This is a genomic window from Hymenobacter radiodurans (assembly GCF_004355185.1).
Lineage (GTDB): Bacteria > Bacteroidota > Bacteroidia > Cytophagales > Hymenobacteraceae > Hymenobacter > Hymenobacter radiodurans.
In genome coordinates, this window is record NZ_CP037922.1 from 3264360 (window position 1) to 3286801 (window position 22442).

Here is a 22442-nt window from a genome sequence, read left to right on the forward strand (position 1 = left end):
GCTATCATCGCTTAGCATTACGGGTCGCTCCACTGGGGCGACCCGTTGTGTTTTGGGAAGAGCCCGAATTATCATTAGGTTTAGCCGTATCGCAGAGCGCCTGATACGCCCTTCGTAACTCACTTTTCCAACCAACGCCACCCTATGCTACACCTGAAGAGAATAACGAGCGCTTGCCTGCTTTTCACTGGCCTCTTCAGCGCGGCCTGCTCTACGCCGGCCAAGGAGCAAGAAACAGCAGCGGCAGCGGCTACCAGCTACTTCCAGAGCAAGGAAACGGGCGTGCAGGACGGCGGCGTACGCATGATTCCGATTACGACGCCCAAGGGCAAGTTCAACGTCTGGACCAAGCGCGTCGGCAATAACCCGAAGATAAAGCTGCTGCTGCTCAATGGTGGCCCCGGCGCCACACACGAGTATTTTGAATGCATGGAAAGCTTCCTGCCGGCCGAGGGCATCGAGTTTATTTACTACGACCAGCTCGGCTGCGGCAACTCCGACAACCCCAAGGACACCGCCATGTGGAGCCTGCCGCGCTACGTGGAGGAAGTAGAGCAGGTGCGGCAAGCCCTGAATCTGAATAAAGACAACTTCTACCTGCTGGGCCACTCCTGGGGGGCATTTTGGCCGCCGAATACGCCCTCAAATACCAGGATAATCTGAAAGGTCTCATCATTTCCAACATGATGATGAGCGTGCCCGAATACGGCAAATACGCCGACGATGTGTTGGCCAAGCAGATGAAGCCCGAGGTGCTGAAAGAAATCCGGGAGATTGAAGCCCGCAACGATTTCCAGAACCCGCGCTACATGGAACTACTGATGCCCAACTTCTACGTGGAGCACATCCTGCGCCTGCCGCTGGACCAGTGGCCTGAGCCCGTGAATCGCTCCTTCGCGAAGATGAACCAGTCGCTCTACGTGACCATGCAGGGCCCCAGCGAATTTGGCGTGTCGGGTAAGCTGCTCAACTGGGACCGGACGAAAGACCTACCCAAGCTCACCGTACCGGTGCTATCCATAGGTGGCAAACACGATACGATGGACCCCGAGCATATGCGCCGTATTGCTATTAAGGTGCAGAATGGTACCGCTCTCATTTGCCCCAACGGCAGCCACATGAGCTTCTACGACGACCAGCAAACGTATATGACCGGCCTGATAAAGTTTATAAAGGGCGTGGATAAGGGAGAGAAAAAGGTCGCGCTGTAGCTACTGACTCTTTCTAGATAGCACAATGAAGGCCATCTGGGTTTATTGTGTATGTATCAACTTATAGCTAGGTTTGAATGGCCATGTTTTGACTTGTGCTGGCCGCGGCGTTTATTCCTTCTCTCTATTATTACATAACATGCAAAAGCCCTCAAACGCGTTTATTGCGGCTTCCTGGATAGCCTTGCTGGCGGGCGTCGTTGCGTACAATGTTGGCCTATGGAATGCCAATATGCAGCTGAACGAAAAAGGCTATTATTTCACCGTATTGATGTACGGGCTGTTTTCGGTTATCTCCCTGCAGAAATCGGTGCGCGATCAATTGGAGGGAATACCCGTGACCAACCTGTATTATGGTCTGAGCTGGTTTTCTACGCTGCTTACAATTACGCTCCTCATTATTGGGTTATGGAATGCTACGCTGACCTTAAGCGAGAAGGGATTTTATGCGATGTCGTTTTTGCTGAGCTTGTTTGCGGCCATTGCCGTGCAGAAGAATACCCGCGACAGCCGTGACACTGGCGCACAGCTGTAAATTCCCAACTCTGTCAGGCAGGACTTCCCCCATTTTCCTTCCCCGTATCTTTGCGACCCGCCGACACCTTCGGCGGGTCGTTTTTTTCTGGCCTTCAACTTTGCCCCCCATGTCTACCCGTCTCAATAAATACATCAGCGAAAGCGGCGTCTGCTCCCGGCGCGAAGCCGACAAGTTCATTGAGCAGGGCAGCGTGTTTGTGAACGGCAAACGGGCCAGCATCGGCGACCAGGTAACCGAGAAAGACCGCGTGGTGGTGAACGGCAGCCTTATTGAGCCCCGCGCCCCCGAAGATGCCATTTACATTGCCTTCAATAAGCCCCCCGGGATCACCAGCACCACCGAAACCAGCGTTAAAGACAACATCATCCGCTACATTAAGCATAGCGAGCGGATTTTCCCCATCGGCCGCCTGGATAAAGACTCGCAGGGCTTGATTCTGCTGACCAGCAACGGCGACATCGTCAACAAGATTCTGCGGGCCGGCAACAAGCACGAGAAGGAGTACATCGTGATGGTAGACAAGCCCATTAGCGACAGCTTTATCGAAGGCATGCGTGGCGGGGTGCCCATTATGGGCATCATGACCCAGAAATGCGAGGTAAAGAAGGAAACCAACTACATTTTCCGCATTACACTCATTCAGGGAATGAACCGCCAGATCCGGAAGATGTGCGAGCATTTCGGCTATGAAGTGGTGCAGCTGGAGCGCATTCGGGTAATGAACATCACGCTCAAAGGCCTCGGCGTAGGCGACTGGCGCGAATTGACCGAAAAGGAGCTGGACGGCATTATGAAGATGACCGAAGGCTCATCGGGCACCAAAGAAGCCTCGCTGCCGAAGCGCCGCGTGGGTCCGCCTACAACGGCCTGGAGTAGTCGTTTAGCTCGCTTCAGTGAGGGGGAAAGCGATGAGCGGCCGGCCCGCAAATCAGCTGGCGCTGGTGCTAAATCTTCGGCTCGGCCCGCCGCTGCTAGCGCTAAACCTGGGCGCAAACCTGTCTCAGGCAAACCGAAGGTAACGGGCGCCGGAGCAGCTTTTGGTGCAGAAAAGCCCCCAGAAAATCAACGCGCCCCAGCGGTCCTGGCTCGAAGCATAAGCCGGCAGCGAAAACGCTGAACCGCGCTCCAAAAGGCAACGCTGGGCGTCGGGGCAGCAGCCGGTAAGGGAGTTACGTTATAGTTAAGTAGTATATACAAGTAAGCCTTAAAAGGCATTTGATTGTCTCACAGCAAGGAACGTCATGCAGCGCGCAGCGAAGCATCTCGCTCGCTTCGTTGTTTAGCTTGGCAACATCAGCACGCAAGATGCTCTGCTCTGCATGACGTTCTTTGCTATCCACATATACTGACTCATGCCTACTGCTCTTGAGCAAATGCTTGCTGGCGAACTGTATCTGGCCAACGACCCGGAACTGGTAGCGGCCCGCCAGCGCGCCAAAGCCTTGTGTCACCGCTACAATCAGCAGCCTTTGGAGCTAGACCGTGCCGTGCTGGCCGAGCTATTTGGTTACGAAACAGATGCTTACATCGAGGCTCCCCTGCGCTGCGATTATGGCTTTAATATTCAGCTGGGCCGAAATTTCTACGCCAACTACAACGTCACCATTCTGGATTGCGCGCCGGTACGCATCGGCGATAATGTGTTTGTGGCGCCCAATGTGGTGCTGAGCACGGCGGGCCATCCGGTGGAGGCGGGTCCGCGCATAGCCGGTTGGGAATTTGCCCGCCCTATTACCATCGGCGATAATGTGTGGCTGGGCGCAGGCGTCATCGTGTTGCCCGGCGTAACGATTGGCTCCGGCACTACCATCGGAGCCGGCAGCGTGGTGACGCGGGACATTCCAGCCAATTCGGTGGCTGTGGGTAATCCGTGTCGCGTGATTCGAGCTGCTTTCTAAAGCCGGTAGTAAACAATCCAAGAATTAGGGAGACTTTCGCAAAGTGAGTGATATTCAGCCTGTGCTACTCTACTTACAGCTTTAATAAATTAAACGTTTTTAAAATCACCTCTAGCAAACACTGTTTTACCCGCTTTGGAACAGCCTTACAATAACTATAGAGTAGGATTTCGAAGAGTAATAGCTGCCTTATTTGACGGAGCTGTAGTTGCCACTCCTTTATTAGCTATATCCGCGAATACTGGTATTACTGAGGAAGACTCCGTAGCTCTCTTTGTTGCTAGCCACATAATTCCCATTGTGTATTCTGTCCTCATGCACTATAAGTACGGGCAAACATTGGGGAAAATGGCTGTAGGTATCAAAGTAATTGACGTTAGTGAAACCCGTGGAATAAGTCTTAAACAGGCTATTTTAAGAGATAGCGCCTGGATTGTTCTACAGACCTTCAGCTTGCTTAGTATAGGTGGTAGTATAACACAGAGCGCCAGTTCGCTGTGGGCTCTCACTGAGATTATTACTATGTTCACAAACAGTAAGCGCAGGGCTCTTCACGATTTTATTGCGGGTACAGTAGTAGTAAGAGTGAAGGCAGCTGATAGCGTGATAGCTTAAAATCGGCTACCTTATTCTTTCAGTTATTTAAACCCCATGTCTGCCAGCTTCCTCGCCCCCCCTGTCCATACTGCTCTGGTGGCCCGGATTCAGGCTTTAACGCCTGCTAGTCAGCGGCGATGGGGGCAAATGACCGTGGGGCAAATGCTGGTGCATTGCGCCGATCAGCTACGGGTAAGTCGGGGGAGAAAGCCATTACTTCCTTGCGGATACCAGGCTTTCTGAAACCCTTGGTAAAGTGGTTTTTCGTCACGCGCCTAAAACGGTTTAAGCCGAACATGCAAACGATGAAAGAGCTGGATGCAAACGCTGGCATGACGCCACCCACCACCTTCGAGGCCGACCGCCAAACGCTGCTCGATCTGCTCGATCCGGCGAAGTATAGTTTGTCTGGGGTAGAGCATCCGGTATTTGGGCATTTGTCGCGTAAGGAGTTTGGGGAGGTTACGTGGAAGCACCTCGATCATCATTTGCGCCAGTTTGGCGTGTAGAGGCTTGCTTCTACTTTGCTGTTGCGCTGAGCGATACAGCTGCGGTTGAGTGCATGCTTTAAGTCAGTAGCGCTTGGCTAATGCTGCTTCAACTGCTTAAACATCATCTCAACCCACTTTCCTCCTTATCTTGCAGTCCGCCCAAGCCGCCATTAGGGTGCTGAGCGGACTATTTTTTGCCCCCCGCAACCCTCAACCACCCCCTTCATGCTCCGCACTGACTGGACCCTCGACGAAGTAAAAGCTCTGTATCACCAGCCCGTGCTGGAACTCGTGACCCAGGCCGCGGCCGTGCACCAGGCCAACCAATCGACCGGCGAAGTACAGGTATGTACCCTGCTGTCGGTAAAAACTGGCGGCTGCCCCGAAGATTGTTCTTACTGCCCCCAGGCTGCCAGATACCACACCGGTGTAGAGGTACACGCGTTGCTGAAGGATGAAGTGGTGCTGGACGCCGCGCGCCGCGCCAAAGACTCGGGCAGCACCCGCTTTTGCATGGGCGCCGCTTGGCGCGAAGTGCGCGACAACCGCGACTTTGACCGCGTGCTGGGCATGGTGACGCAGGTAAACGATATGGGCCTAGAAGTGTGCTGCACGCTTGGCATGATCAACGAATACCAGGCCGAGCGTCTCAAGCAAGCTGGCCTTTACGCCTACAATCACAACCTCGACACCAGTCGCGAAAAGTACGACGACATCATCACCACCCGTACTTACGACGACCGCCTGAACACGCTCGAAAACGTGCGCCAAGCCGGTATTTCGGTGTGCTCGGGGGGCATTATTGGCCTCGGCGAAACCGATGAAGACCGCATTGCCATGCTGCACACGCTGGCCACGCTGCCCGCTCACCCCGAGTCGGTGCCGGTAAATGCGCTGGTGCCCGTAGCCGGCACCCCACTGGCCGATCAGCCCCGCGTAAGCGTATGGGAGATGCTGCGCATGATTGCCACCGCCCGCATTCTGATGCCCCGCACAATGGTGCGTCTATCGGCAGGTCGGCAGGAAATGCCAGTGAGTGAGCAGGCGCTATGCTTTTTAGCGGGCGCTAACTCTATCTTCTCGGGAGAGAAACTATTGACTACCCCGAACCCCGATTTTGACGCCGACAAGCAAATGTTCGCGACGCTGGGTCTGAAGCCGCGCAAGTCGTTCAAAGACATGCCGCAAGGCGCTACAGTGTTGAGCCGGGAGGCTTCTGTAGAGGCCTAAGAATTAAGGTAAATATTAGAAAACTAGAACAGCTAGCTCCCCTCCTCAGCTGAGGAGGGGTTGGGGTGGTTGGCCAATCATTGAACGACACTAGATCTAGTTTTTAGTTCTAACATCGTTCCGCCGTTTTCAACCACCCCCAACCCCTCCTCAGCTGAGGAGGGGAGCTAGCTGTTTTAGTCTTTAGTGGTAAAAGTTGCGGCCCCTTCCTGCATTATTCTAGCTAGCAAAATGCCCCCCACTCTACTCCTTCAGCGCCTTGCCCAACAGCTGGCCCAGCGCGAAGCGGCTGGCACCCGCCGTCGCCTCACGGTAGCTGAGCCGGGCCGGATAGATTTTAGCTCCAACGATTACCTTGGTTTGGCTCAAAGCGGCGCTTTGCAGGCAGCACTACAGCAAGCAGTAACTGAAAAAAGCCCCCCAGCCGCCGGCAGCACCGGCTCACGCCTACTCACGGGCAACTCGGTGGCGGCTGAAGCGCTAGAAGCGCAGCTAGCCGACTTTCACCGGGCGGAAGCAATACTACTCTTTAACTCCGGCTACGCAGCCAACCTGGGATTCTTCGCTGCCGTGCCCCGGCGCGGCGACACCATTTTCTACGACGAGGCCAGCCACGCCTCCGTGAAGGATGGCATCCGGGGCAGCTTCGCCACGGCCTACAGCTTTCGTCACAATGATTCAGGTGACCTAGAGAGGCGACTAAATAGAGCGACGGGGGCCATTTTTGTAGCCGTGGAGGCGCTGTATTCTATGGATGGCGACCAGGCACCGCTGCGGGAGCTGGCGGCATTTTGCCAGCAGCGCGGCTTGTATCTGGTGGTGGATGAAGCACATACCAATGGAATTTATGGGCCGCGGGGAGAAGGTTTGGTGGTCGAATTAGGGCTTGAAGAGCAGGTATTTGCCCGCATCCTCACCTTTGGTAAAGCGCTAGGCAGTCAGGGGGCCTGTATTGCTGGCCCTCATGTGCTGCGCGACTATCTACTGAATTTCAGTCGGCCGTTTATTTATACCACGGCGCTGCCTCCGCTGGCTGTTGCTACGTTGACTGCTGCCTACCACTTATTGCCTGCTATGCAGCAGGAGCGGCAGCGGCTTTTTGCCCTTTCCGAATTACTGAAAACAAGGCTGAATGCAGTGTCTGGGCTACACGTGCCAGCGGCCAGCCACGTTATTCATCCGGTATTTTTCCCGCAGCACGCCGGACCGGCGCACGTGAAAGCAGTAGCTCAAGCCGCGCAAGCGCAGGGCTTTGACGTGCGCGCCATTTTGCCCCCCACCGTGCCCGCTGGCACCGAGCGCCTGCGGCTGATTGTGCACAGTTACAATACAGAAGCTGAAATTGAGGAGTTGGGGGACATTTTGAGCAAAGCAATAATCCAACGATAGCCTAATGATACCTGAGCGCTTATTCGTCACCGGCATTGGCACCGATGTAGGCAAAACCGTGGTGGCTGCCATCCTCACCGAAGCCCTGCAAGCCGACTATTGGAAGCCCGTGCAGGCTGGCCTCACTCCCACCACCGATACAGCCGAAGTGCGCCAGTTGGTCACCAACATAGTTTCTCGGTTTCATCCCGAAGCTTACCGTTTGCAGTTGCCGGCCTCGCCCCACGCGGCAGCAGCAGCTGAAAATATTCGCATACAGCCCGAGCGCTTCACGTTGCCTCATACTACTAATAGTCTGATTGTGGAGGGCGCTGGGGGCTTTTTGTACCGTTGGCGCCGGGCTTTCTGCTGGTCGATCTGCTGGCCCAACTGCAACTACCAACGGTGGTCGTTTCCCGGAATTATCTGGGCAGTATCAATCATACGCTGCTCACGCTGGAGGCTCTGCAACGCCGCGGGCTGCCCATTCGCGGACTGGTGTTTAACGGTGAAGCAACGCCGGCCACAGAGGAGTTTATTCTTCAGCACTCCGGCGTTCCGGCACTGCCGCGCCTGCGGCCGGAGCCGGTCATCAACGCAGCCGTGATAAGTAGCTACGCGCAGGAGTTTCGGGCGTGGGGCCTCACCCCCGGCCCCTCTCCCAAAAAGAGGGGAGCCTGACGCTCGGCCTGCGCCGCACTTTCGGCTCGCGCCTCAAGTACGGCTACCAACTTCTATTAAAAAAGCTCCCCAGAAATATCTAGGAGCTTTTTCAAGCACTGCAAATACTACTGTGGAGATTAGTATTAGAGCGGTAGCGGTTGCGGAGGAGTGAGCCGACGGAGCCGCGCAGGCCGAGCGTCAGGCTCCCCTCTTTTTGGGAGAGGGGCCGGGGGTGAGGCTAATTCTTACCTTTGCTCCATGTCAACCTTAGCCGCCCGCGACCACGCCGTACTTTGGCACCCCTATACGCAAATGCAGACCGCGGCCCTGCCTATTCCCATTGTGCGCGGTGAGGGTGCCTGGCTCTATACCGAAGACGGCACCGCTTACCTCGATGGCATTTCCTCGTGGTGGGTAAATCTGCATGGGCACGCGCACCCACGCATTGCGTCCCGCGTAGCCCAGCAGCTCCAGACCCTGGAGCACGTACTGTTTGCCGGCTTCACCCATCCACCCGCCGTGGAGCTAGCAGAGGGCCTATTGGAAATTTTGCCCCCCAACCAGCGGCGCATCTTCTATTCCGACAACGGCTCCACGGCCGTAGAAGTAGCCCTAAAAATGGCGTTGCAGTACCATCATAACCTTGGCCAGCCACGCCGCACCATTGTCGCTTTCCGCGACAGTTACCACGGCGACACGTTCGGAGCCATGGCGGTGAGCAGCCGGGGGCTTTTACGGCACCTTTTGCGCCTTTGCTTTTTGACGTAGCCTTTATCGATGTACCCGTGCCTGGTCGTGAGGTTGAAGCCCTTGCGCAGTTGGAAGCGGTGGCCGCCCAAGGCGATGTAGCGGCGTTTATCTTCGAGCCGTTGCTGCTAGGCACGGCCGGCATGCTTACGTACTCAGCCGAGGCGCTGGATGAATTGCTTGGCTCCTGCCACCGCCACGGCATTCTGGCTATTGCCGATGAAGTAATGACGGGCTTTGGACGAACCGGCCAGCTTTTCGCCTGCGACTACCTCGCCGAGCGCCCCGATATGGTTTGCTTGTCGAAGGGCCTCACGGGCGGCACAATGGCGCTGGGCGTCACGAGCTGCGCAGGGCCGGTGTATGACGCGTTTTTGAGCGATGACAAGCTTAAAACGTTCTTTCATGGCCACTCCTATACAGCCAATCCGGTGGCGTGCGCGGCCGGTCTGGCCAGTCTGGAGTTATTGCGCGACCCAGCCTGCGCGGCGAATATTGCACGTATGGCAACCGCGCATCAGGTGTTTCAGGCAGAAATAACTGGCCAGCCGGGCGTGCGCGACGTGCGCTTACTGGGCACAGTGCTGGCCGTAGAGTTTGAGGAAGCCGCTACCACCTCCTACTTCAGCAGCCTCCGCGACGAGCTCTACGAACTGGCCCTGCAACGCCGTGTGATATTGCGGCCCTTGGGGAACATCATCTACCTCATGCCACCGTACTGCACCACCGATGCGGAGTTAAGCCTGCTTTACGATACGGTACGCGCCATGCGCGAGCTAGTAGTTGGTCGTAATCAGTAGAGTTGGGCCAAGTCATGTCTCAATGCACTAGCACTAGTGGCGTAGCTTGCGGCCCGATTGCGTTTAGTTTAATCCATGTCTGACGACAACCTGATTCTAATTCGTGGCCGGGGCAGCGTATCTGCCCTGGGGCTGGGGGGCAATTTTGTGGCTTCCCCCCGATTTCCGCTTTTTCAAGCCGCCATACTGGTCCTCGCACGTTGCCCGTGGCCAGCGTGCCCGCCGATGCGGAAGCGGCAATAAATAGCTTGCGTCACGCGCACGCCCCATTTCGTCAGTTCGACCGCACCGTATTGCTGGCCCTGCTCGCCGCCCGGCAGGCCGCAGCTGAGGCAGGTTGGTCAGCACCTCAAGCGGATAGTCTGGGGGTCAGCATTGGTTCTTCGCGGGGTGCCACTGGCCGAACAGAGCAGTTTCACGCCGATTTTCTGGCCGATGGGGTTGTAGCCGCCGCCGCCTCGCCACTCACGACCTTGGGCAACGTGGCGAGTTGGGTGGCCTATGATGCGGGCGCAATTGGCGGGGCGGCCCTAAGCCACTCCAGCACCTGTAGCAGTGCCTTTCAAGCGTTGGGCAATGCAGTGGCCTGGTTGCGCGCCGGCCTCGCCGATCGGTTTCTGGCCGGTGGCACTGAAGCCCCCCTCACCGATTTTACCTTGGCTCAGATGCATGCGTTGGGTATTTACTCCAGTTTTGCCCCCCAAGAGTGGCCCTGCCGCCCCGGTGCCGGTGCACCCTCCACATTTGTATTGGGCGAAGGAGCGGCAGTTTTTGCCCTGGAAAGAGTCAGTCGCGCAGCACTTGCGGCAGAACAAACCACGACTGCTTCAACACCCCAGCTTCAGCTCGAAAGCGTAGGATTCGGCTTCGAGGCTATTCCAAGCAAGACCGGCCTTTCACCCGATGGCCAGCACTTCCAAACGGCCATGCGCCAAGCGTTACGGCAGGCAAATTGCCCCCAGACGCCGTTGATGCTCTCGTGTTGCACAGCCCTGGCACCCCCGCCGGTGACGCGGCCGAGCGCCGGGCAGTAGCAGCATTTTTTGGGGTGGAAAACGCGCCCCTGCTTGTTTCCAACAAATGGCTAGTGGGTCATACGCTCGGCGCTTCCGCTGCTCTGAGTCTGGAGTTTGCTTTGCAAATTCTCACTCACCAAACATGGCTTGCACCGCCGTTCAGCACCTACATGGCCCCTGCTCCTACTCGGCCAATTCGGCGCGTGCTGGTGAATGCAGCAGGCTTTGGCGGCAATGCGGCCAGCGCGCTGGTATCGTTAGTGTAGGTGAGCTAGTTTAATTACGAGCTCCGCCGTCATGCCGAGCGCAGCATCTCGCGTGCTGATGCAGGATTACTAACTCAACGACTGCGCGAGTTGCTTCGGCTTCGCCTCTGCATGACGCGGTTTTTCAGGCATTATTTAACAATTCCGGCTTACCCTGTATTTTACATCACCAAACCACGTATTTATTGCGCCTTCGCTCACTCAACCACCCAGACACCCTTCATGAAATTCCTTCGCTCTACACTTCTGCTCGCTGCGGCTGTCAGCTTCACCAGCCTGCGCGCCCAAAATGCCCCCCGTCTACCCCCGACCCGGCTATCAAGCAAATGGTGGACGCCATTTCAGCCAAAACGTTGGAGGAAGACATTCGCAAGATGGTATCCTTCGGTACCCGCCATACGCTGAGCGACACCAAGAGCAAAAAGCGCGGTATCGGGGCGGCGCGCAATTGGGTGGAATCTGAGTTTAAGAAGTACGCCAAAGCCAGCGGCGGCCGCATGAAAGTAGAGCAAGACACCTTCACGGTGAAGCCCGACGGCCGGCGCATTGATAAGCCCGTGGTGATGGCCAACGTGATGGCCACGCTCCAAGGCACCGACCCCAACGATAAGCGCATCATCATCGTGAGCGGCCACCTCGACTCGCGCGTAACCGATGTGATGAACGCCACCGCCGACGCGCCCGGCGCCAACGACGACGCTTCCGGCGTGGCTCTGGTAATGGAAATGGCCCGCGTAATGGCTTCCAAGCAATTTCCCTGCACCCTTATTTTCGTGGCCGTTCAGGGTGAAGAGCAGGGCCTATATGGCTCGACCCACATGGCTAAGCGCGCCAAAGCGGAAGGCTGGAACATCGTGGGGATGCTCAACAACGACATCGTGGGCAACTCCACCGGCTTCGACCCCGAGATTAAAGACCCCAAACACGTGCGCATTTTCAGCGAAGGAGTGCCCGCCAACGAGACGCCCGAGGAAGCCCGCGTGCGTCGCCAACTAAGCAGCGAAAATGACTCGCCTAGTCGTCAGCTAGCTCGCTACATCAAAACGGCCTGCGAGCAGTATTTGCCGGACTTCGGTGTGCTGATCGAGTACCGACCCGACCGTTTCCTGCGTGGTGGCGACCATACGCCCTTCAACCAGCAGGGCTTTACGGCAGTGCGCTTCACAGAGGTTAACGAGAATTTCAACCACCAGCACCAAGATCTGCGCACCGAAAACGGCATCGAGTATGGCGATAAGCCCGAGTTCGTGGATTATGAGTACCTGCGTAAGAATACCGGCGTAAACCTCGCCACCATGGCCAGCCTGGCTTGGGCGCCCCCAGCGCCGCAAAACGTGGGCGTGCTCACCGCCAAGCTCACCAACCGCACAGAGCTGAAGTGGGACGCGCCTGCTGCCGGCGAAAAACCAGCCGGCTACTACGTGCTCATGCGCGAAACCAGTAGCCCCGTGTGGCAGCAAAAGTTCTTCGTCACCGGCACCACCGCCGATTTGCCCCACAGCAAGGATAACTACATTTTTGCCGTAGCTTCCGTTGATGCGGAGGGCCATGAGAGCCTGCCTGTTACGCCGAAAGTAGTACGGTGAATTAGTTATGCATATACTGCATAATCCAGTAGAACCGTTACCTTGTAGCCGTTGCTAAAAAGCCCCCGGCACCACGTCGGGGGCTTTTTTATTACATCTTTTTTATTCAATCAACTTATTCAACGTGAAAAAGCTCAACCTGATTATCGTATTATTATTCGTTGCACGTTGGGCCTCAGCCCAAGATGTGGCGCCACTTTCCAGCCCCGCTGCTGGTGTAGAAACTATCCATAGTGCTAAAACCGCCGTTCTGGGTTTATCCTACGCTTATGAACGGGCGTTAACTCCGCTCACCACTCTTAATACTGAACTCATATTAAACGGTGCCTTAGAAGTGCGCGAAGGATCTTATTTCTTTGCCCTGGCTCCTGTACTGTTAGTAGAACCGCGCTACTATTACAACTTTCTTAAACGCAGCAATAAGGGCAAGAATACGGCAAACAACTCAGCTAATTATCTGGCGCTTGGGGGAAGCTACGTATTCGGAGCTACAGTTGGCGACCGGGTAAGCGTCCAGCAAGGAGTTAGCGTGGTGCCAAAGTGGGGACTGCGGCGCCCGTTGGGGCAGCGGTTTTTCTTTGAAACAGCTATCGGTTTGGGCATCCAGAAACGGGCTAAATTGGATATGGAGCCAGCGTTAGGTCTGGATATAAAATTTGGTTACGCGCTGGGCAAGCGCAGCACACACTAAGTAATTCATTGGTTCAATAATATCACTTCATGCTCTACCGCGAAGCCCAAGTTGCCGATATTCCGCAGTACATGGCCGTGCGCATGGCGGTCAGGGAAAACCAGCTTTCCAATCCTGCTCGGGTAACGGAACAAGACAACATCGACTACCTTACACGGCGCGGCAAAGGCTGGGTTTGCGAGGCAGACGGCCAGATTGTGGGGTTCGCCATTGCCGACCTGCAAGACCATAGCATCTGGGCCCTTTTTGTGCACCCCAACTACGAGCGGCAAGGCATCGGCCGACAGCTACAGACGATAATGCTGGACTGGTATTTCAACCAAACGCAGCATCCCGTTTGGCTAAGCACAAGTCCAGGAACGCGGGCCGAAGAATTTTACCGGCAATCTGGCTGGCGCGAAACTGGCCGAACAGCGAGCGGGGAAACTCGTTTTGAGCTGACGATAGAAGAATGGCGTAGGCGCTCGAATCAGATTTAGATTTCGCGGTAATAGCCTAAGCAGCTGGATCTATAGTTACCTTGTACTATGGAGACGACACAGTTATTCCAACGACGCTTACTGCTCTTCATGCTCCTGCTGGGGCCTAGCGTATTTGCGCAGCGGGCCGCCTCCCCGCCTACCTTCAACATTGTGCCGCTGGGCGTGAAGGGGGGGCTGGATGAGGGCAATCTTTCGGCGTATCTGGTTGCGCCAGCAGGATCTGCCTCCTACGTGTGCTTGGATGCGGGCACCGTGTACAGTGGCGTGGAAAAGGCCGTAGCACGCAAGGTATTCGCGGCGCCGGCGGGCGCAGTAATCCGCAACAACATCAAGGCTTACCTCATTTCCCACGCCCACCTCGACCACGTAGCCGGTTTGCTCCTGAATGCTACCGATGACTCGCCCAAAAGCATTTATGGCCTGAGCGAATGCCTTAAAACCATTCAGAACGATTATTTCAACTGGCGCACTTGGCCCAATTTCGGCAGCAGCGGTGCCCCGCCGGCTCTGGGCAAATACCAGTTGCGGCCCCTTGCACCCAATCAGGTAAAAGCCATCGAAAACACCACCTTAAGCGTCCAGACGTTTGTGCTGAGTCATGGCAAGCCCTATCAAAGCGCCGCCTTCCTGATCCGCAGTCAGGATAATTATCTGCTTTACCTCGGCGACACTGGTGCCGATGCCATCGAAAAAGCCCCCCAGCTGCGCAACTTATGGCAAGTCGTTCAGCCACTAGTGAAAACTGGCCAGCTCAAGGCTATTTTCATCGAAGCCTCCTACGCCAATGCCCAACCTCCGGCGCAGTTGTTTGGACACCTTACTCCGGCTTTGCTTATGCAGGAAATGAACGCTCTTAGTCAGCTAACCGGCGCGGCGGCACTGCGCGGCCTATCGGTCATTGTTACCCATATGAAGCCCACGGCCGGTAATGAAGCGACCATCAAAAAGCAGCTCACTGAGGGGAATTCGTTGCAATTGAAACTCATCTTTCCGGAGCAGGGAAAGTTGCTGCAGTTGTAGCTTCGTGTACGGCAGCGTCCGCTATACAGATAGAAAAAAGCTGGTAACGGTTAGCCCAAATTCAACTAAGAGAAGCATGATAATTACCCGCATTTGGCACGGCGTTACCCACGCTCACCACGCCGATGAGTACCTGCAGTATCTGGAAGCATCGGGCCTTTCCGACTACAAGAAAACGCCCGGCAACTTAGGGGTGCAAGTGTTGCGCAGCCTAGAAGGCGAAGTCTGCCATTTCTGGACCGTAACCCGCTGGGACAGCTACGACAGCATCAAACAGTTTGCCGGCGACGACTACGAGAAAGCGCGCTACTACCCCGACGATGCTCGCTATTTGCTAGAGTTCGAGTCGAATGTCGTTCACTGCGAGACCTTTGACTTTTAAGTTCGGCCAGGCCCTAATGTAGACTATGCGTGTGCTTTATTTGTAGCAAGCATAGTACTACTCGCGGAGGCACCCGCAATACGCTAGCCGTGCTTCACTGCCTCAACCAACTAACTATTATGCATACTCAAAAACTTGTGCGGAAGCTGGCCTTCCTGTGCTGGTCCGTGCTGCTTATTTCTTGCAGTAAGGGAACAACGATCAGCCCTACCGTTCCGGTTATTCCTTCGGTCACGGCCGATCCGGCTCAGTATGGCACACCCTTCACCGAGGTACCAGATGCTGCGAATGCTACGGTGTATCAGGTGAATATGCGGGCGTTTAGTGCGCAAGGCAATTTCAAGGGCGTAATAGCTCGGCTGGATTCCATCAAAGCCCTCGGCATTAATGTGGTGTATTTGATGCCGGTGTATCCTGTTGGCAAGCTAAAGGCTTTTGACTCGCCTTATGCCATACAAGACTATATGGCGGTGAATCCTGAACTCGGGACGCTGGCCGACTTGCGGGCCCTCGTGGACGGTGCCCATGCCCGCCGCATGGCCGTTGTACTCGACTGGGTGGCCAACCATACTGCTTGGGACCATCCGTGGATCACGGCCCACAAAGACTGGTACCAGCAGGACGCCGCAGGCAATATCAAGAACCCGCCCCTGGGTTGGACCGATGTGGCCCAACTAAACTTTGCCAATGCCTCCATGCGAGCAGCCATGATTCAGGCCATGCGGTATTGGGTTTTCCAGGCCAATATTGATGGCTACCGCATCGACTACGCCGACGGCCCGACCTATGAGTTTCTCACCGAGGCCGTCAGCAACCTCAACTCGATTAGCACGCACAAGCTCCTTTTAATTGCCGAAGGATCGGATAAGACCTACTATTTCCAGGCTGGTTTTCCCCTCCGCTATGGGTTCGATTTCTTGAACACCATGAAGGATATTTTCGCCAAGCGGTCCAGCGTCAAGCTCCTCGACAATCTCAACGAGGCGAATTATGCCAACGCTCCGGCCGGCGCCCGTATGTTGCGCTACACCTCCAACCACGATATCAACAGTTCGGAAGGCACGCCGCAGGAGCTATTCAACGGTCAGCAAGGCGCTATGGCCGCCTTTGTGGTGGCCGCTTACATGCGCGGTACGCCCATGATTTACAACGGACAGGAAGTAGGATTTCCCACCCGATTGCCTTTCATGGGCGCGCGCCGCACGATTGATTGGTCGCTCAACCCGACCGTAACCAGGGATTACAAAAGCATCCTCCGCTTCCGTAACACCAGCGACGCCGTGCGCAATGGGGCGCTTACCTCATACAGCAGCGACGATGTGTGCGTGTTCACGAAAACTGTTGGCAATGAGAAGGTTCTGGTGCTAGTCAATCTTCGCAATACTGCTATTAACTATCAGGTACCCACCAGTCTCGTCAACTCGCCTTGGCTCAATGCCTTGAGTGGGCAGCCTTTGACCATGACCACTCAGCTTAACTTGCAGCCTTATCAATACCTGATTTTGCGCAACTAACTTCACTTATTCAGTAGCAATCATACCAGTCAAGTTCGCAATTCAACTTAAGCGAATGCGATAATGTAGCTCATGAAAAAAACTACCCTTCTGCTGCTAACTGCATGTCTGAGCATCCCGGCTCTGGCTCAAACCCTTCACTCTCCAGCCAACAAGCTCACGCTAAACTTCCAGCTCAGCCCCACAGGCGAGCCCACATATCAACTCCGGTTCGGTACAAAGCCTGTTATAAAGCCCAGCCGCTTGGCGGTTCTGCTTCAAAACCAGCCGGGCTTTGATAAAGGCCTTACCATTGCCAAAATCGACTCGTCGGCGACGGATGAGATGTGGGCGCCGGTGTGGGGCGAGGTAAAACAGATTCGCAACCGCTACAAGGAGCTGGCCGTGACGTTGCAGCAGGCCGCTGCGAAGAATCGGCAGTTGGTGGTGCGCTTCCGGCTGTATGATGATGGGCTGGGGTTCCGCTACGAGTTTCCGGCTCAGCCGGGCTTCACCTACTTCACTGTGCAGGAGGAAAACACCGAGTTTAACCTCACCAGTGACCACAAAACCTTCTGGATTCCGGGCGACTACGACTCCAACGAGTACACCTACAGCACCACCCGACTGAGCGAGGTAAATACCACGCCTATTGAGGCCATTCAACTGAAATCTGCCCCCCAGCGCGTGCAGACGCCGCTGATGCTGAAGACTCAGGACGGGCTGTACCTGAATATTCACGAGGCGGCGCTGGTGAACTACCCGGCCATGATGCTGAACGTGGACACCAAAACCTTCGGCCTCACCAGCCAGCTCGTGCCCTCAGCCACTGGCGCCAAGGCGTATCTGCAAGCGCCTGAGCACACGCCCTGGCGCACCATCGTGGTCAGCGACAAAGCGCCCGAGGTGCTGGCCTCCAAGATGATTCTGAACCTAAACGAGCCAAGCAAAATCACGGATACGGGCTGGATTAAGCCCCAGAAGTTTGTGGGGGTGTGGTGGGAAATGCACGTCAACAAAGCCAGCTGGAACTACGCCGACACCAGCAACCTCAAGCTGGCTACCACTAATTGGAACGCGCTAAAACCCAACGGCCGACACGGTGCCAACACGGCCAACGTAAAGCGCTACATCGATTTTGCCGCCAAGCACGGCCTGCAAAGCGTGCTGGTGGAAGGCTGGAACGTGGGTTGGGAAGACTGGGCCAATAACTGGAAGGAGGAGGTGTTCGACTTTGTGACGCCCTACCCCGATTTTGATGTAAAAGAGTTGCAGCGCTACGCCGCCAGCAAGGGCGTGAAGCTGATGATGCACCACGAAACCAGCAGCTCCGTGACCAACTACGAGCGCCGCCAGGAAACCGCGTTGCGCTTCATGAAAGAGCACGGCTACGACGCTGTGAAAACCGGCTACGTGGGCCGCATTATTCCGCGCGGCGAGCACCACGATGGGCAGTGGATGGTGAACCACTACAACCGCACCGCCGCCAACATGGCCCAGCAGCAGATTATGGTGGATATGCACGAGTCGGTGCGACTGACGGGCTTGCATCGCACGTACCCCAACTGGCTGGCTTCGGAAGCTGCTCGTGGCAACGAATTCAATGCCTGGAGCACCGGCAATCCGCCTGAGCACGAGACTATTTTGCCCTTCACCCGCCTCATGGGCGGCCCCATGGACTACACGCCGGGCATCTTCCAGATTAAACTCGAATCCTGGAACCCCACGGCCAACAAAGGCCGCCAGGTGCACACCACGCTAGCCAAGCAGCTGGCCCTTTACGTGACGATGTACAGCCCCGTGCAAATGGCCGCCGACCTGCCCGAAGCCTACGAGCAGCACCTCGACGCGTTCCAGTTCATCAAGGACGTGCCCGTGGATTGGGACGACACCCGCATTCTGGCCGCCGAGCCCGGCGACTACATCATCACGGCCCGCAAAGCCAAGGGCAAAGACGAGTGGTACCTGGGCGCCATCACCGACGAGCAGGCCCGCCGCCAGACCGTGAAGCTTGACTTTTTGCCCCCCAAGGCCCCCTACACCGCCACCATCTACGCCGACGCCAGGGATGCCGACTGGGAAAAGAACCCCATGGCCTACCAAATCCGGCAAGTGCTAGTGGACAGCCGTACCCAATTGCCTCTCCAACTCGCTCCCGGCGGCGGCACGGCCATCAGCCTGAAACCCGCGACGCGGGAGGAGTTGCGGAAGCTGAAGAAGCAGTAACTCACGAAAAAAGCCTCCCGACCTTGCATCTGGGGGGCTTTTTTATACACTGCAAATCCAGAAACTTCAGTTGCTCCAAGCTTAGTTAGATCGGCTGCCTTTAGTGTTATTGTGCCCTCTTGTCGTGAATCTTATAACTTGCTTCGATACTTACGCTACTTCTTATCTCTAGCTCATGGCTCGTATCCTGATACAGTTTGCGCATCCGGCTTTGGAGAAATCTAGGGTGAACCGGCGGCTGATTGCGGCGGTAGAATCGCTGGATTTTGTGACGGTCAACGATTTGTACGAGCAGTATCCTGACTTCGACATTGATGTGCATCGGGAGCAGGAATTGCTGTTGGCTCATGAGGTTGTTGTGTTGCACCACCCGTTTTATTGGTACAGCTCGCCGGCTTTAATCAAGCAGTGGGAAGACTTGGTGCTGGAACACGGCTGGGCCTACGGGCGCACCGGCAACGCTTTGGCTGGCAAGCAGATGCTGAATGCTATTACCACTGGCGGCAAGCAGGAAGCTTATCAGGAAACGGGTTCCAACCGCTACACTATCCAGCAGCTGCTAGCCCCTTTCGAGCAGACGGCCCGGCTGTGCAAGATGCAATATTTGCCCCCCTTTGTGGTGCACGGCTCACTGCGCATCACCGATGCGGAGATTGATGCCGCAGCCCTTCGCTACCGCGAGTTGCTGACGTTGCTGGCCACGGGTCAAGTCACTGAATACGCTACTTTACAGACGCCGGTTCTTACGGATTTGGCCAACTAAATCACAGCTTTATGAGTCAGTCTGTATTGCTGCAAGCGTTGGTGTATCTGGCGGCTGCGGTGCTGTTTGTGCCGTTGGCGAAGCGCTTCGGGTTGGGTTCGGTGCTGGGGTATCTGCTGGCTGGGATGGTCATTGGGCCGGCTGTGCTGGGACTGGTTGGCGAGGAGGGCCAGGACGTGATGCACGTAGCCGAGTTTGGCGTCGTGATTATGCTGTTTCTGGTGGGTCTGGAGTTGGAGCCGGCTTTGCTCTGGAAGCTCCGTACGCCTATTCTCGGGCTCGGTGGTCTGCAAGTGGTGGTGACGTCGCTTGCTTTGGCGGGACTAGCTATGGTGGCGGGCATCGAGTGGAAACCTGCTCTGGCGCTCGGCCTTATTCTGGCTATGTCGTCGACGGCCATTGTGTTGCAGACCTACAAAGAGCAGAACCAGTTGGGCACGCCGGCCGGACAAGGCACGTTCTCCGTGCTGCTGTTCCAGGATATTGCCGTCATCCCGATTCTGGCCATTTTGCCGCTGCTGGCTATGCAGCCCGCCGCGGCTGGCGAGGCGGCCGCCGCTGACCATAACTTGTTGGCCTCGGCCCCAGGCTGGCTGCGTGCCCTAGCATTGGTACTGGCAGTAGTTAGCGTGGTGGTGCTGGGTAAGTACGGTATGCGACCGATATTTCGCTTGGTGGCCCGGAGCGGTTTGCGCGAAGTGTTTATAGCTACAGCGTTGCTGCTGGTGGGCGGCGTGGCTTTACTGATGGAGCTAGTGGGTTTGAGCCCGGCGCTGGGGGCCTTTGTAGCGGGCGTGGTGCTGGCGACCAGCGAGTACAAGCACGAAATTGAGAGCGATATCGACCCCTTCAAAGGCTTGTTGCTGGGCTTGTTTTTTATGTCGGTGGGCGCGGCCATTGATTTCGGACTAATCCGTGAAAATCCGTTGCTGATAGCAGGGGCTGTGCTGGCCATTATGCTTGTCAAGACGGCGGTACTGCTGGTCTTGGGGCAACGCTTCACCGGTAACAGGGCCCAGAACGTGACCCTGGCATTGGGGCTGAGCCAGATTGGGGAGTTTGCTTTCGTGCTGCTCTCCTTTACCAATCAAAATGGCATTCTGGATCAGCGCATTACCAGCATTGCTACGGCCGTGGTGGCTATCAGCATGGCCCTTACACCCCTGGTTTTCTTGCTTAACGAACGGGTCATTCAGCCGCGGCTGGGGCCACCGGCCGCGCCGGAGCGGGAAGCGGATGCTATTGAGGAGAAGAACCCCGTCATCATTGCCGGCTTTGGACGGTATGGCAACATTGTGGGGCGTTTTTTACGCGCCAATGACATCGGTACTACCGTGCTGGATTTTGACGCAGACCGCGTAGAAACGCTGCGCCAACTGGGCCTGCGCGTGTACTACGGCGATGCGTCCCGCTACGATTTGCTGCACGCGGCTGGCGCTAGTCAAGCGAAAGTCATCATTATTGCCCTCGATTCGTCGGAGCGGGCGCTGGAATTGGTGGAGCTGGTGCGGCGCCACTTTCCCCACCTGCGCATCCTGGTGCGCGCCCACGACCGCCCCGACGCCTACGGATTTATTGAAGCCGGCCTGACCGACGTGTACCGCGAAACGGTAGACAGTTCCTTGCGACTGGGTGTAGACGCCTTACGCCTGCTGGGCGTGCGCGCCTACCATGCCCAACGAGCTGCCCGCACTTTCCTGCGCCACGATGAGCTGGCCATGCGCGAGTTGGCCGCCGTGCACAAAGACCGGAAAACCTACTTCAGCACCGCCCGCCAGCGTATTCAGGAACTGGAACAGCTGCTCCACTTCGACGCCGCCAACGAGAACCTGCGGGAAGTAGATGAAGGCTGGGATAACGAATCCTTGCGCCAGGAAGCACCGCCCGCGCCATCGGCTCCCACTGCGCCTCAAACGCCTGTAGTCTAGCGGTGAACCGCAGTTCGCAATGCCTGACAATACAAAAAGCCCCCCAGAAGATTTCTGGGGGCTTTTTGTTCATTAGGAATTCGTCGCAGTGATGTTCAGGTCACCTTATTTCTTGGCCCCAATATCGGCTAGGAGCTGCTGGTTTAGACGAATGTATTCCTCTTTGATTGACGGCGTTTTCTCTGTTTTTACTAGTTCCAATGATTGCTTGGCGGCTGCGGTGGCTTCGTCGGGGCGCTTGGCTTTGTGCAGCACTCGAGCCTTCCAATAGTAGGCGTAATAGCTGGGTTGCTGTTTGATGGATGCATCCAGCCAAGTGAGGGCTTTGTTAAGGTCTTTATTATTGTTGTAGTAATACTGCGCGGCCGTGATGTAAGGCTTTTTCTCCCCCTGCATAGCCTGCGCGATTTGGGCTTCTACTTGCGCATCGGAGTCGGCGGTGAGGGGCACGCTTACCTGGGTTTTATCCCAGCGCAAGGTAAGGTCGGCGGCCGATGGCTTTAGGTTTTCCAGCGTCAGGCTCATCGTTTCGGCCGGGTCGCGCAGAGCGGTAGGCACGGCTTTTACGCGCACCACGTCCATCTCGGGCTTGTAAGTGTAGGCGCCCCATTGCGCCGTATCCCGGTTCAAAATAAATGTCCATTCCTTGGCGCCCGGAATACTGAACAACGCATAAGTGCCCGCTGGCACGGTTTGGCCGCCAAATTTCACTTCTTCTCCGAAGCGAATTTTGGTGTTGGTATTTGCGCCCGTGCGCCACACCTGGCCATAAGGCTCCAGTTTGCCAAAAATCTCACGGCCTTTTTTGGAGGGACGCGAATAGCTTAGTTCTACGAAGGAAACCGAGAAATCATGATGAATACGCACGGCCGGGCTGACCACCGGAATACGGAGCGCCTGCTGGGCCTGAACAGAAGTGTTGGCCCCAAGCACACAGGCTACACTGAGGAAAGGAATAGTAAGGAGAACACACGGTTTCATGAGCAGAGCGTTTAGGGTTGGGATTAGGTTAAATATAGTAACCATTGAATTGAAAGAGTTGCGTA

The 22442-nt window shown here is 56.1% G+C and carries 21 protein-coding genes and 2 pseudogenes; 22 read left to right on the forward strand and 1 reads right to left on the reverse strand.

All coding sequences use genetic code 11. The features are described 5' to 3' along the window. Positions 1 to 144: 144 nt before the first annotated feature. From EPD59_RS14975 to EPD59_RS15075, 22 genes and pseudogenes are all read left to right on the forward strand, one after another. Positions 145 to 1211, forward strand: a pseudogene (locus EPD59_RS14975) (proline iminopeptidase-family hydrolase). Between the two features lie 139 nt (positions 1212 to 1350). Beyond that, positions 1351 to 1746: an inner membrane protein YiaA gene (gene yiaA / locus EPD59_RS14980; protein WP_133273488.1), complete on the forward strand. Its 396-nt coding sequence runs from the start codon at positions 1351 to 1353 to the stop codon at positions 1744 to 1746. 109 nt (positions 1747 to 1855) lie between these two features. Then, positions 1856 to 2866 (forward strand): 23S rRNA pseudouridine(2604) synthase RluF, encoded by a 1011-nt coding sequence (gene rluF, locus EPD59_RS14985; protein WP_133273489.1) that lies wholly within the window; start codon positions 1856 to 1858, stop codon positions 2864 to 2866. Between the two features lie 235 nt (positions 2867 to 3101). Further along, positions 3102 to 3647, forward strand: coding sequence for a sugar O-acetyltransferase (locus tag EPD59_RS14990; protein WP_133273490.1), 546 nt, complete (start codon positions 3102 to 3104; stop codon positions 3645 to 3647). A 135-nt stretch (positions 3648 to 3782) separates the two neighbouring features. Then, positions 3783 to 4262, forward strand: coding sequence for an RDD family protein (locus EPD59_RS14995; protein WP_133273491.1), 480 nt, complete (start codon positions 3783 to 3785; stop codon positions 4260 to 4262). A 119-nt stretch (positions 4263 to 4381) separates the two neighbouring features. Then, positions 4382 to 4753 (forward strand): DUF1569 domain-containing protein, encoded by a 372-nt coding sequence (locus EPD59_RS15000; RefSeq protein WP_133273492.1) that lies wholly within the window; start codon positions 4382 to 4384, stop codon positions 4751 to 4753. A 207-nt stretch (positions 4754 to 4960) separates the two neighbouring features. Further along, positions 4961 to 5965, forward strand: a complete 1005-nt coding sequence (gene bioB / locus EPD59_RS15005) for a biotin synthase BioB (RefSeq protein ID WP_133273493.1) — start codon at positions 4961 to 4963, stop codon at positions 5963 to 5965. Between the two features lie 231 nt (positions 5966 to 6196). Continuing rightward, positions 6197 to 7354 (forward strand): aminotransferase class I/II-fold pyridoxal phosphate-dependent enzyme, encoded by a 1158-nt coding sequence (locus EPD59_RS15010; RefSeq protein WP_133273494.1) that lies wholly within the window; start codon positions 6197 to 6199, stop codon positions 7352 to 7354. Between the two features lie 4 nt (positions 7355 to 7358). Beyond that, positions 7359 to 8014 (forward strand): annotated as a pseudogene (gene bioD / locus EPD59_RS15015) (dethiobiotin synthase). A gap of 240 nt (positions 8015 to 8254) precedes the next feature. Further along, positions 8255 to 8764 carry an aminotransferase class III-fold pyridoxal phosphate-dependent enzyme gene (locus EPD59_RS23790; protein ID WP_317128380.1) on the forward strand — a complete coding sequence of 170 codons (510 nt, stop codon included), beginning with the start codon at positions 8255 to 8257 and terminating at the stop codon, positions 8762 to 8764. Next, positions 8749 to 9543 (forward strand): aminotransferase class III-fold pyridoxal phosphate-dependent enzyme, encoded by a 795-nt coding sequence (locus EPD59_RS23795; protein WP_317128381.1) that lies wholly within the window; start codon positions 8749 to 8751, stop codon positions 9541 to 9543. Before EPD59_RS23790 ends, EPD59_RS23795 begins: the two co-directional genes overlap by 16 nt. 206 nt (positions 9544 to 9749) lie before the next feature. Further along, the gene (locus tag EPD59_RS15025; RefSeq protein ID WP_240731752.1) at positions 9750 to 10577 is read left to right on the forward strand and encodes a beta-ketoacyl synthase N-terminal-like domain-containing protein; all 828 of its coding nucleotides are present in this window, start codon (positions 9750 to 9752) and stop codon (positions 10575 to 10577) included. Then, entirely contained in the window at positions 10523 to 10825 is a 303-nt protein-coding gene (locus tag EPD59_RS21660) for a beta-ketoacyl-[acyl-carrier-protein] synthase family protein (RefSeq protein WP_165963619.1), read from the forward strand. The genes EPD59_RS15025 and EPD59_RS21660 overlap by 55 nt, the downstream gene beginning before the upstream one ends. A 326-nt stretch (positions 10826 to 11151) precedes the next feature. Then, entirely contained in the window at positions 11152 to 12411 is a 1260-nt protein-coding gene (locus EPD59_RS15035; RefSeq protein ID WP_133273496.1) for a M20/M25/M40 family metallo-hydrolase, read from the forward strand. Positions 12412 to 12535: 124 nt separating this feature from the next. Then, entirely contained in the window at positions 12536 to 13102 is a 567-nt protein-coding gene (locus EPD59_RS15040; protein WP_133273497.1) for a hypothetical protein, read from the forward strand. Positions 13103 to 13131: 29 nt separating this feature from the next. Continuing rightward, positions 13132 to 13581 (forward strand): GNAT family N-acetyltransferase, encoded by a 450-nt coding sequence (locus EPD59_RS15045; RefSeq protein ID WP_133273498.1) that lies wholly within the window; start codon positions 13132 to 13134, stop codon positions 13579 to 13581. Between the two features lie 48 nt (positions 13582 to 13629). Beyond that, positions 13630 to 14604, forward strand: coding sequence for an MBL fold metallo-hydrolase (locus tag EPD59_RS15050; protein WP_165963620.1), 975 nt, complete (start codon positions 13630 to 13632; stop codon positions 14602 to 14604). A 76-nt stretch (positions 14605 to 14680) separates the two neighbouring features. After that, positions 14681 to 14986 carry an antibiotic biosynthesis monooxygenase family protein gene (locus tag EPD59_RS15055; protein WP_205703423.1) on the forward strand — a complete coding sequence of 102 codons (306 nt, stop codon included), beginning with the start codon at positions 14681 to 14683 and terminating at the stop codon, positions 14984 to 14986. 119 nt (positions 14987 to 15105) lie between these two features. Further along, positions 15106 to 16500 carry an alpha-amylase family glycosyl hydrolase gene (locus EPD59_RS15060; protein ID WP_133273499.1) on the forward strand — a complete coding sequence of 465 codons (1395 nt, stop codon included), beginning with the start codon at positions 15106 to 15108 and terminating at the stop codon, positions 16498 to 16500. A gap of 72 nt (positions 16501 to 16572) precedes the next feature. After that, positions 16573 to 18705: a glycoside hydrolase family 97 protein gene (locus tag EPD59_RS15065; protein WP_133273500.1), complete on the forward strand. Its 2133-nt coding sequence runs from the start codon at positions 16573 to 16575 to the stop codon at positions 18703 to 18705. A gap of 175 nt (positions 18706 to 18880) precedes the next feature. Continuing rightward, on the forward strand, positions 18881 to 19468 hold the full coding sequence (kefF, locus tag EPD59_RS15070; protein ID WP_133273501.1) for a glutathione-regulated potassium-efflux system oxidoreductase KefF: 588 nt from the start codon (positions 18881 to 18883) through the stop codon (positions 19466 to 19468). An 11-nt stretch (positions 19469 to 19479) separates the two neighbouring features. Beyond that, a complete protein-coding gene (locus EPD59_RS15075) occupies positions 19480 to 21396 on the forward strand; it encodes a monovalent cation:proton antiporter-2 (CPA2) family protein (RefSeq protein WP_133273502.1) in 1917 nt (638 codons plus the stop codon). Positions 21397 to 21501: 105 nt separating this feature from the next. Here EPD59_RS15075 and EPD59_RS15080 read toward each other — a convergent pair whose 3' ends face one another. Then, complete coding sequence (locus EPD59_RS15080) at positions 21502 to 22377, reverse strand: DUF2911 domain-containing protein (RefSeq protein ID WP_165963621.1); 876 nt, start codon at positions 22375 to 22377, stop codon at positions 21502 to 21504. Positions 22378 to 22442: the final 65 nt, after the last annotated feature.